We start from the raw sequence: 10,951 nt of genomic DNA on the forward strand, positions 1-10,951 counted from the left end.
GATGGGTAAAGATAGTAATTCTCAAAATACTGATTCATGTGTAAGGGAAATTATATACACAATCAAAATTAAGTTATATTTGTCAAAAAAAAATCTGCATGCAGTTACTTGTTTTCATATTATCATATCCATTTCTTTGGTTCATCTCTATTTTACCATTTCCTATTTTGTATGGCATCTCAAATGGGGTTTATTTCTTGATGTATTATGTCATTGGTTATCGTAAAAAAGTTGTTCGTGCTAATATTGCATTGGCTTTGCCGCATCTTAGCCAACAAGAACGTTTGCTTATTGAAAAAAAATCGTACCATCATTTATGTGATATGTTTCTTGAAATGACCAAAACACTTACAATTTCTTCTGAAGAAATGAACCGAAGATTTGTAATTACAAACGTAGAGCTCATTCAAGAATATGAAAAAAAAGGCAAAAGTATTATGCTTATAGCCTCTCATTATGCAAGTTGGGAATGGTTAATCACACTTAATCAAAAAATAAGTATTCAGGGAGTTGGTGTATATAAAAAACTAGGGAATATTTATTTTGACAAATTGGTTCGAGATATTCGATCTAAGTACAATACTCAATTAGTTCAAACCAACAAAACGATACCGTTAATATCAGAGAATTACACCAATAATAATCAATGTGTGTATGCACTTGCCAGTGATCAATCACCAAAAGCAGATCGAATATTTCACTGGGAATCCTTTATGGGTGTTGAAGTTCCTGTACATACTGGACCTGAAATGCTATCAAAAAAGTATGATATGACAGTAGTATTTGCAAAGGTTAAAAAAATCAAACGTGGTTTTTATGAACTCACTATTATTCCCATTGCAGAAAATGCAAAAGAGCTACCAGATTTTGAAATCACACACCGTTACATCAAAGAAGTTGAAAAACAAATTATAGAAGCACCTGAATATTATTTCTGGACTCATAAACGATGGAAACATAGAAGATAAGTCTAATGGTCTCCGTTTTCAGTCTTCAGTATTGAGTCTTATTTTTGTTTTAACCTTTTTTTACAAATAGCAATAGTGTAATTTATTAAGAGAACCAACTTGTCACAAGATTATCCTCTAGTGGCTGAGCTTCTTTATGAACAAACTCATTGCTAATTGGGTTGTAATCATAATCTAATGCCCATGTTGCATGATTTTCGGCTAACGCTTTGATTCCGTTACACACGTATTCAATTTCAGCAGTTGTGGTAGTGGGATGAATTGACATCCTGATCCATCCTGGCTTTCTAATTAAATCTCCTAGCGAAATTTCATTGACTAACTTATTAGAGGTTTCTTGGTCAACATGCAGTAAAAAATGCCCGTATGTTCCCGCACAACTGCACCCTCCACGCGTTTGTATTCCGAATTTATCATTCAATAATTTCACACCTAAATTAAAATGCAGGTCTTCTATAAAAAAAGAAATAACTCCCAATCTGTCTTGATGTTGAGCTGCTAAAATTTTGATATTGGACACAAGTCCCAAGGAAGAAAAAATATATTCTACGATTTCGTGTTCTCGATTCAAGATTTGATTTACGCCCATTTGTTCTTTGAGCTTTATGGCTAATGCTGTTTTTATAACTTGTAAAAAACCTGGAGTTCCACCATCTTCTCTATCCTCAATATTATCAATGTATTTGTGTTCTCCCCATGGATTTGTCCAGCTTACAGTTCCTCCTCCTGGATTATCTGGCACTACATTTTGATATAATTTTTTATTAAAAACAAGAATACCACAAGTCCCAGGACCTCCTAAAAACTTATGTGGAGAAAAGAAAATAGCATCTAGATAAGACTCTCGATCTTCCGGGTGCATATCTATCTTTACGTAAGGGCCTGAACAGGCAAAATCAACAAAACAGAGACCGTTATGTTGATGCATCATTTTGGCTACCGCATGATAAGGCGTTTTGATACCCGTAACATTAGAGCATGAAGTGATGGATGCAATTTTAAAAGGTCTTTCTTTATATTTATCTAATAATTTTTCTAGATTTTCTAAACTAAAAAGTCCATCCTCAGTAGCTGGAATTACCTCAACATCGGCAATTGTTTCTAGCCAAGACGTTTGGTTTGAATGATGTTCCATGTGCGAAATAAAAACAATGGGCTTTTTTTCTGCAGGAATCGTGATAAAATTCTTTAGGTTCTCAGGAACTTTTAAACCTAAAATTCTTTGAAATTTGTTCACCACACCTGTCATTCCGGTTCCATCTGTAATAAGAACATCATCAGCACTAGCATTCACATGATGTTTGATGATGTGACGTGCTTTGTGATAAGCCTTTGTCATGGCAGTCCCAGAAATGGTGGTCTCAGTATGTGTATTGGCTACAAAAGGACCAAATTCATTCATTAATTTTTCTTCAATTGGTCGGTATAACCTTCCGCTTGCGGTCCAATCAGTGTAGACAATTTTTTGCTTTCCGTATGGAGATTCAAATTCTTGGTTTAACCCAATAATGTGCTCTCTAAATTGTTCAAAATAAAGCTCTAACTCTGTTTTTGTAACTACTACATTCATGACCTTCTTAATTTACATCAAAGATAAAGGTTTTATTGTAATTTCTCCAAATTGAAATCCCTAACAGCTTTGATTTATTTAAATTGAGTCATTTTCACTTCATATTAATTCAATTGAAAGTAACATTTTAATGATTTTAATGTTGCCAACAAAAATCCAGAAAAAGTGTACTTATGAATCATAATTATTTTTCGAATTCCTGAAAATTTAAGAAAATAAATTATTTGCCTACTATCTTCCTCCATTGGCACGAAGGTCCGCAATACATTGGGAGTCAAGTTGCGGTATAGTACTTGAAGAACCCATACTGCCTATACCTGCACTCAATTCAAATGACCAATACATCAGACATGATTTATTGTTACAATGTTTTGGATGTTCTGCATCTTCATGATTGCTTTGCATTGCAGTTCCAAAATTTGTCAAACCTAAAATATGTCCAAACTCATGAGTGATTACTGTGGATTCCAGCGCGCTTCTGTTGGGTTCAAATGCACTGTCACTCAATCCATGAACAGTTTGTTCATAAATCACTACAGAAGTATTGCGATAAGCAGTTCCTAGTATAAATGAATTTCCAGCATCTTTATCTGATTTTCCATCTGCAAAAAAAGCCCACACCGCAATTTGGTCAGCTGAATTGTATTTAGTTCTATTAGCATCCTCAATACTAACTATTTCTTCGTTTGAATATGGTGCCGTTCCTGGTGAAGGAATTCCACGTTTTACAACAGTAATGCCAGCTCGCTTAAACGTTCTTGCACTCAAAAAATTGACAAAATTAGTAATGGCAGCGGCACTAGGCTCAAAACCATTTACATAAACCACTTCAATAACAAGACTTTTAAATTTTCTATCTGATAATAAATCGTTTGCAGAGCTACCGGTTTGCTGTTTGTTCAAATTTTTATCAACTGTAACAGCATCAGGACTAGAATTATTTTCATCACTTGAGCAAGAAGCAACAAATAGAAAAGAACACAAAACCAAAAGTGCAGAAATTTTTTTCATAAATATAAATTTTAAATCTTTTTTATTTCGTTTTACAATTCGTCTTTATTATACAACAGAAAAATCGAAAACCCTTTTCAAACTAAGTATCATCTACGAAAAAAACACATCTTTAGACTTACAATTGTATTATTATTAAAAAACCCTTTTGAATAATACAAAAGGGTTTATAGATTTTTTATTTAAATACCAGCAACTGCTTTAATTTCATCAATAATTCTAAGTGCTAATTGATCTGCTAGCTCCTGAGAGGCTGCTTCGGTATAAATACGAATAATAGGCTCTGTATTTGATTTTCTTAGGTGAACCCAATTTTCGGCAAAATCAATTTTAACACCATCAATAGTAGTAATATCTTCGTTCTTGTACTTTTCGGTCATGGCAACAAGAATAGCATCTACATCAATTTGCGGTGTTAATTCAATTTTATTTTTGCTCATGTAATATTCCGGATACGAAGCACGCAATGCCGAAACCGTCATTTTTTTGTTTGCCAAATGCGTCAAAAACAATGCTACTCCTACCAAACTATCACGTCCGTAATGAAGCTCTGGGTAGATAATTCCACCGTTGCCCTCGCCACCAATAACTGCATTGTTTTTTTTCATCAATTCTACTACATTCACCTCCCCTACGGCACTGGCTTCGTAGTTTCCGTTATGTGCGTTTGTAACATCGCGTAAAGCACGAGACGATGACATGTTAGATACTGTATTTCCTGGAGTTTTACTCAAAACATAATCGGCACAAGCCACTAAAGTATACTCCTCACCAAACATTTCACCATCTTCACAAATGAATGCCAAACGATCTACATCTGGATCCACAACGATTCCTAAATGTGCTTTTTCTTTGACCACTAATTCCGAAATATCGGTTAAATGTTCTTTCAAAGGCTCTGGATTATGAGGAAAATGACCGTTTGGTTCACAGTAAAGCTCTACCACTTCAACGCCCATTAATTCTAATAATCTAGGAATAATAATTCCACCTGATGAGTTTACTCCATCAACAACAACCTTAAATTTTGCTGCTTTTACAGCTTCAATATCTACTAATGGTAAGTTTAAAACCTCGTCAATGTGAATATCCATGTAGGCATCATTGATTGTGATAGTTCCTAAATCATCCACATCCGAAAAATTAAAACCTTCGCTTTCCGCAATTTCAAGAATTTTAAGTCCCTCTTCACCATTTAAAAACTCCCCTTTTTCGTTCAATAATTTCAAAGCATTCCATTGTTTTGGATTATGCGATGCTGTTAATATTATTCCACCCTCAGCTTTTTCAAGCGGAACAGCTACTTCAACTGTTGGAGTTGTTGAAAGTCCTAAATCAATCACATCAATACCCAAACCAATCAAAGTATTTACTACCAAATTATGAATCATTGGTCCAGATATACGGGCATCACGTCCTACAACTACAGTAATTTTTTCTTTCTTACTGTAGCTTTTTAACCAAGTTCCATATGCCGATGCAAATTTTACAGCATCAACAGGAGTTAGGTTATCCCCTACATTTCCACCTATTGTACCTCGAATTCCTGATATTGATTTTATTAAAGTCATTGATATATATTTTATAAATTGAATTTTAAATTTTAAATTGCTGACAAATATAAGAATTGAAGCCTATTAAATAGAAATGAACGTAAAATTTCATGCTATAAATCTTTAAAGCAATCTCATGAATTTCCTAGCACACATTTACCTTTCTGGCGAAAATGATCTACTAAAAATTGGCAATTTCATGGCTGATGGAATTAGGGGTAGTCAATATGAAAGCTACCCGTTAGAAATTCAAAAAGGTATTGTTTTACATCGAGCCATTGATACTTTTACTGATGCGCATCCTATCTTTAGACAAAGTACAAAAAAACTTCATGAAAAATACCATCATTACGCTGGAGTGATTGTGGATGTTTTTTACGATCACTTTTTAGCCAAAAACTGGACGCATTATTCTACTGAAAAGCTAGAAGACTTTGTTGCCCGTTTTTATGATTCTTTACAAAACAATTACAGCGTACTCTCAGAGAAAACAAAAGGTATGTTGCCTTACATGATAGATCAAAATTGGCTTGTAAGTTACCAAACAGTTGAAGGCATACATGGAATTTTAACCCAAATGGACAAACGCACTAAAAACCAATCCCAAATGAGATTTGCCAGCACTGAATTAAGAGAATTCTACAGCGAATTTGAAAATGATTTTATTCTTTTTTTTGCTGAATTAATCTCATTTGTAAACCACAAAAAATCATCATTATGAAAAAATTATTTCCGTTACTTTTCCTAATTGCTATTGGATGTAAATCCCAAGAAAAAGCAGTAAATCCCACCGGACTTGTGACTTCCAAAGCAATGGTGGTTTCTGCGCGTGAAGAAGCCTCACAAATAGGAGTCGACATAATGAAAAAAGGAGGTAACGCATTTGACGCTATGGTTGCTACCGAATTAGCCTTGGCTGTAGCCCATCCGCAAGCGGGAAATATAGGTGGCGGAGGTTTTATGGTTTACAGAAAAGCAAACGGCGAAACTGGCTCTATTGATTATAGAGAAAAAGCACCTTTGGCGGCAAAAAACGATATGTTTTTAGACCAAAATGGAAATGTTATAAAAGGTAAAAGTACAGCAACAGCTCATGCATCAGGTGTACCCGGAACCATTGCAGGCATTTTTGAAGTACACAAAAAATACGGATCACTTTCTATTAGTGAAATATTAAAACCTGTAATTGCTCTCGCAGAAAGAGGGGTAGTTGTAACACCCAATCAAGCCAAAAGTCTAGCAGCTTTTAGAGGAGTTTTTATTAAAGAAAACGGACCAAACAGCTTGTTCTCTCAAGTTTATAAAGCTAACGATACTATCAAATACAGAGCGTTAGCAAATACGCTTAAAAGAATTTCACAATATGGAAAAGAGGAATTTTACACTGGAGAAACGGCAGAGAAACTGATTGCTTTTCTAGCAAAAAAGAACGGTGCTATGACTCTTGAGGATTTAAAAAAGTACGAAGCAAAATGGAGAAAACCAATTACATTTGATTATAAAGATTTAAAAATAACATCTATGTCTCCACCCAGTAGTGGTGGAATCTGTTTGAATCAGATTATGAAAATGATAGAACCCTATTCGCTAGAGCAAATGGGACACAACAGTCAAAAAACGATTCAATTGATTACAGAAGCTGAACGAAGAGCCTACGCAGATAGAAACTTCTTTCTTGGAGATCCTGATTTTGTAAAAATACCTACTTCTGAATTGCTTGATGCTACGTACTTAAAAAACAGAATGAATACTTTCAGCTTTGACAAAGCCACCAAATCTTCAGATGTTGCACACGGTGAAGTAACAGGATATGAAAGTGATCAAACTACACATTACTCTATTGTAGATCCTTTTGGGAATGCAATAGCCGCGACAACAACCTTAAATGATAATTATGGCTCCAAAATATATTGTGATGAACTGGGTTTTTTCTTGAACAATCAAATGGATGATTTTAGCGCAAAACCAGGTGTCCCAAATCTATACGGTCTCACAGGAAGTAAAGCCAACAGCATTGCCCCTGAAAAAAGAATGCTAAGTTCTATGACACCTACTATTATTGAAAAAGACAAAGCTTTATACATGGTGGTAGGAACTCCCGGAGGATCAACTATTATCACATCGGTTTTGCAAACTATTTTAAACGTATATGAATTTAATCTAAGCATGCAAGAGGCAGTAGACGCCCCTCGATTTCACCATCAATGGTTGCCTGATGAAATCATATTTGAACCTAATTCTTTCAACAAAGATTTGCTATTGCAACTCAAACAAAAAGGCTACTATATCAATGAAAAAGACAAAGAAATCATTGGTGCGGTAGATGCCATTTTAGTTTTACCGAATGGCAAACTTGAAGGCGGTGCTGATAGAAGAGGTGACAACAAAGCAGTTGGATTTTAAGTTGGAACTAAAAAACCGAAACAATCTTTTTAAATTCTGTCTCCATGAACTTTATCTCAACACTCGAAAACGCGTTTGAGCAAAATAGAAATATAGAAAACGCTTTTGCAATGTCGCAATACATGCGCAATAAGTTTTCTTTTTTTGGAATTCGCACCACCGAAAGAAGAAAACTATTTAAAGAAATTTGGAAACAAAATCAACAAGAAGTACACCATCATTCTGTACAAATTGCTCAAACTCTTTTTGACAAACCAGAACGGGAATTCCATTATTGCGCCATTGAAATTCTAATAAAAGAAAAGAAAAAGACCTACAGTATTACGGATATAGAATGGATTGAAAAACTACTACTTGAGCACTCTTGGTGGGATAGCGTTCATACCATAGCAAAATACATTTTGGGAGCATATTTACAGCAATTCCCCACAGAAAACGAGAACGTTATCACAAGATTTTCAAGTCAAGAGAGTATATGGTTGCATCGTAGTTTGATTCTTTTCCAATTGGGAAACAAACAAAAAACGAATTCAGATCTCCTCTTTTGGCTCTGTTTAAAATACGCCTATTCTTCTGAATTTTTCATTCAAAAAGCCATCGGTTGGGCGCTTCGTGAATATGCTAAAACAAATCCTGAAGCGGTCCTTACCTTTGTAAATTCGAATAAATTAAAACCTTTAAGCACAAAAGAAGCCCTTAAAAATAGTGGTTCGCTTAAAATAATGTAGCTTTGTGAATCATTTAAAAAATCATGTTCAAAAAATATATTTCAAGGTTAGAAACCGTTATTTCAGTAGCGCAATCTATATTGACTCCCAAACAATTTATCTTTTTATCAGCAGTATTAGTGGGTATTTCAGCCGCTTTTGCAGTAATTGTATTGAAAACTTTTGCACACTGGGTGTTTATTTTTGCAACGTACGTAAGTGGCATTTTAAAACTTGGTTTTCTGACTAGTATATTACCCATCATTGGAATTTTACTTACTATTCTGGTGGTTAAAAAAGTATTGGGCGGAAGCATTCAAAAAGGGACTTCTCAAATACTATATGCTGTTGCAAAAAAAGCAAGTATAATTCCTAGAAAACAAATGTATGCCCAAATTGTAACGAGCTCACTCACTGTTGGACTAGGCGGATCAGCAGGTTTAGAGAGTCCTATTGTAATTACCGGTGCTGCTTTTGGATCAAATTATGCTCAAAACTATAAATTAAGCTATAAAGACAGAACTCTTTTGATAGGCTGTGGTGTAGCTGCAGGAATTGCAGCGGCGTTCAACGCACCCATTGCTGGAGTTCTATTTGCCATTGAAGTTTTATTAGTAGATGTAAGCATTGCTGCCTTTACTCCCATAATGATTGCCGCTGCAACGGGAGCACTCGTATCTGTAATCGTTCTGGATGAGGAAATTCTTTTGTCGTTCAAACAACAACAAAGTTTTGATTACCACAACATTTTATACTATGTACTTCTTGGTATTTTTACAGGATTAATAGCCGTGTATTACTCTAGAAATTTTCAAAGAGTAGAACATTTTTTTGGACGCTTAAAATTTTCTCCCTTCAAGAAAGGGCTCTTTGGCGCAAGTATTTTAGCTTTATTAATCGTCGTTTTCCCCACTCTTTTTGGTGAAGGTTATGAAAGCATCAAAACCCTTTCAGAGAGTGATCCTGGTAAATTACTAGAACACACTCTTTTTAGTGACTTTAGAAACAATAGTTGGGTGCTTTTACTATTTGTGGGTGCCACTATGATGCTCAAAGTTTTTGCAACCAGCATTACAATTAATAGCGGTGGTAACGGAGGTAATTTTGCTCCTTCTTTATTTTTAGGTTCTTATGTAGGATTCTTTTTTTCTAAATTTCTAAACCTTACAGGACTTACAAAATTACCAGTTAGCAATTTCACACTAGTAGGAATGGCGGGAATATTAAGTGGATTATTTCATGCGCCCCTAACCGCTATTTTCTTGATTGCCGAAATAACTGGGGGTTATAATTTAATGATTCCTCTTATGATTGTGGCTTCTATCAGTTTTGCTATTTCTAAACGTTTTGAAAAACACTCTATGGATGTTAAAAACTTGGTCGAAAAAGGGCATGCTTTCACCAGTAATAAAGACACTAATATCCTTTCAACATTAGAGACTAACACTATCATTCAAACTGATTTTTTAACGGTAACTCCTGATGAAAATTTGGAACGCTTGGTAGACCTCATTTCGCATTCGAATCAAGTTATTTTTGGTGTCATTGATACCCAACAAAACTTACTTGGAATTGTCCATTTTAATGATATTCGCGAAATCATTTTTAACACTTATCGTGTCAAATATACTTTGGTGAAAGAAATCATGATGGCACCTATAGAAACTATTGCACCCTTTGACAGTATGGAACAAGTCATGAATAAATTCGAAAAGTCGAAAAAAGCATACTTACCTGTACTTAAAGAGGGTAAATATTATGGTTTTATATCAAAGTCAGTGGCTCTTGAAGCCTATAGAACCAAACTAAAATCTATGACGATAGAGTAACAAAAAAAAAGTGGAAAAAGAAAAAAAGCAGACCTATAAGCCGGATTCTGTATTTCGATTACTCAAAACCCTTATCATTTATCTAGATCCAAAATTACTCTTGGACTCAAGCTATCTACCCTTCAGCAACGGACGAGATACCCTTAAATGCTGATATACTTGATATTTCACCGCATAGAGTTTACCTGGTTTCACTACAGCATTACCTGTACATACTTTCTGTTGCACTTGTCCTAATCTCATCCGTGAAGACGAAACCGACGGGTGTTACCCGCTATGCTTCTCTGTGGTGTCCGGACTTTCCTCCCTCTCGCCCATAAAGACAAGACGACGATAAGGCGGTCTGCGGCGGCAAATTTAGCATTATTAAATCTTTTTATCTCATTTTCTACCACTTACTTTAACAAGACCTTCACAACCAATTCATAATAAAACAGTTACCTTACCATCTTATCCCTAAAAACTATACTATGTCAAAAATGTATCATTATGCCAGCGTTTCAAAAGCCTTAGACGAATTAAAAGAAAAAGGATTTACTGTTGATTTTAACATTAACGACCAAGACATTATACAAAACCCGAGTCATTACGAAATCCAACATATTTATAGGTATGAAGGGGAATCAAATCCAGATGACGAAGCAACAGTTTATGGTATACAATCCGTTTCAGGAGAGAAAGGAGTTTTTGTAGCAGGTTATGCAGCAAATTCAGACAATGATGCTGCCAAAGTACTACTAGATCTCACCATTAAAGATAGAAATACTTAATATTTTTTATCTACTTAAAAAATTGAAAATCAAATTCTGCACATTATTTTTTTTTCAGGAGCTTCATCCAGCTATTCGTTACAATCTTATTCGCCATCCCGAAGTTTCGGGACCGCGTATAAGGATTTTCACTGCTATCT

At 34.9% G+C, this 10,951-nt stretch carries 9 protein-coding genes and 1 other RNA gene; 6 read left to right on the forward strand and 4 right to left on the reverse strand.

Annotation, left to right across the window (positions count from 1 at the left end):
* Positions 1 to 98: 98 nt before the first annotated feature.
* The gene (locus DNC80_RS08900) at positions 99 to 968 is read left to right on the forward strand and encodes a lysophospholipid acyltransferase family protein (RefSeq protein ID WP_182650905.1); all 870 of its coding nucleotides are present in this window, start codon (positions 99 to 101) and stop codon (positions 966 to 968) included.
* A gap of 85 nt (positions 969 to 1,053) precedes the next feature.
* Here DNC80_RS08900 and DNC80_RS08905 read toward each other — a convergent pair whose 3' ends face one another.
* The 3 genes from DNC80_RS08905 to glmM form a co-directional block, all read right to left on the reverse strand.
* On the reverse strand, positions 1,054 to 2,538 hold the full coding sequence (locus tag DNC80_RS08905) for an aminotransferase class V-fold PLP-dependent enzyme (protein ID WP_182650906.1): 1,485 nt from the start codon (positions 2,536 to 2,538) through the stop codon (positions 1,054 to 1,056).
* Between the two features lie 231 nt (positions 2,539 to 2,769).
* A complete protein-coding gene (locus DNC80_RS08910; RefSeq protein ID WP_182650907.1) occupies positions 2,770 to 3,549 on the reverse strand; it encodes a membrane metalloprotease in 780 nt (259 codons plus the stop codon).
* Positions 3,550 to 3,731: 182 nt separating this feature from the next.
* Positions 3,732 to 5,120 carry a phosphoglucosamine mutase gene (glmM, locus tag DNC80_RS08915; protein ID WP_182650908.1) on the reverse strand — a complete coding sequence of 463 codons (1,389 nt, stop codon included), beginning with the start codon at positions 5,118 to 5,120 and terminating at the stop codon, positions 3,732 to 3,734.
* A 118-nt stretch (positions 5,121 to 5,238) separates the two neighbouring features.
* On the opposite strand from glmM, the gene DNC80_RS08920 reads away from it, so the two are divergent.
* From DNC80_RS08920 to DNC80_RS08935, 4 genes are read left to right on the forward strand one after another with little or no spacing between them, the layout of a single operon-like run.
* The gene (locus tag DNC80_RS08920; protein ID WP_182650909.1) at positions 5,239 to 5,823 is read left to right on the forward strand and encodes an ACP phosphodiesterase; all 585 of its coding nucleotides are present in this window, start codon (positions 5,239 to 5,241) and stop codon (positions 5,821 to 5,823) included.
* Positions 5,820 to 7,505: a gamma-glutamyltransferase gene (gene ggt / locus DNC80_RS08925; RefSeq protein ID WP_182650910.1), complete on the forward strand. Its 1,686-nt coding sequence runs from the start codon at positions 5,820 to 5,822 to the stop codon at positions 7,503 to 7,505. Before DNC80_RS08920 ends, ggt begins: the two co-directional genes overlap by 4 nt.
* Positions 7,506 to 7,549: 44 nt before the next feature.
* The gene (locus DNC80_RS08930; protein WP_182650911.1) at positions 7,550 to 8,233 is read left to right on the forward strand and encodes a DNA alkylation repair protein; all 684 of its coding nucleotides are present in this window, start codon (positions 7,550 to 7,552) and stop codon (positions 8,231 to 8,233) included.
* A 23-nt stretch (positions 8,234 to 8,256) separates the two neighbouring features.
* Entirely contained in the window at positions 8,257 to 10,041 is a 1,785-nt protein-coding gene (locus tag DNC80_RS08935; RefSeq protein ID WP_182650912.1) for a chloride channel protein, read from the forward strand.
* A 20-nt stretch (positions 10,042 to 10,061) separates the two neighbouring features.
* Here the strand turns inward: DNC80_RS08935 and rnpB are convergent.
* An RNA gene (gene rnpB / locus DNC80_RS08940) (RNase P RNA component class A) lies at positions 10,062 to 10,391 on the reverse strand.
* A gap of 120 nt (positions 10,392 to 10,511) precedes the next feature.
* Here rnpB and DNC80_RS08945 point away from each other — a divergent pair.
* Positions 10,512 to 10,811 carry a hypothetical protein gene (locus tag DNC80_RS08945; protein ID WP_182650913.1) on the forward strand — a complete coding sequence of 100 codons (300 nt, stop codon included), beginning with the start codon at positions 10,512 to 10,514 and terminating at the stop codon, positions 10,809 to 10,811.
* The last annotated feature ends 140 nt before the right edge of the window (positions 10,812 to 10,951 follow it).

The organism is Flavobacterium sp. SOK18b, assembly GCF_014156605.1.
Classification (GTDB): domain Bacteria; phylum Bacteroidota; class Bacteroidia; order Flavobacteriales; family Flavobacteriaceae; genus Flavobacterium; species Flavobacterium tiangeerense.

Bases quoted from the DNA above. Each gene is read 5' to 3' on its own strand.
- DNC80_RS08900 (WP_182650905.1), top strand. From the start codon at position 99: ATGCAGTTACTTGTTTTCATATTATCATATCCATTTCTTTGGTTCATC.
- DNC80_RS08905 (WP_182650906.1), bottom strand. From the start codon at position 2,538: ATGAATGTAGTAGTTACAAAAACAGAGTTAGAGCTTTATTTTGAACAA.
- DNC80_RS08910 (WP_182650907.1), bottom strand. From the start codon at position 3,549: ATGAAAAAAATTTCTGCACTTTTGGTTTTGTGTTCTTTTCTATTTGTT.
- glmM (WP_182650908.1), bottom strand. From the start codon at position 5,120: ATGACTTTAATAAAATCAATATCAGGAATTCGAGGTACAATAGGTGGA.
- DNC80_RS08920 (WP_182650909.1), top strand. From the start codon at position 5,239: ATGAATTTCCTAGCACACATTTACCTTTCTGGCGAAAATGATCTACTA.
- ggt (WP_182650910.1), top strand. From the start codon at position 5,820: ATGAAAAAATTATTTCCGTTACTTTTCCTAATTGCTATTGGATGTAAA.
- DNC80_RS08930 (WP_182650911.1), top strand. From the start codon at position 7,550: ATGAACTTTATCTCAACACTCGAAAACGCGTTTGAGCAAAATAGAAAT.
- DNC80_RS08935 (WP_182650912.1), top strand. From the start codon at position 8,257: ATGTTCAAAAAATATATTTCAAGGTTAGAAACCGTTATTTCAGTAGCG.
- DNC80_RS08945 (WP_182650913.1), top strand. From the start codon at position 10,512: ATGTCAAAAATGTATCATTATGCCAGCGTTTCAAAAGCCTTAGACGAA.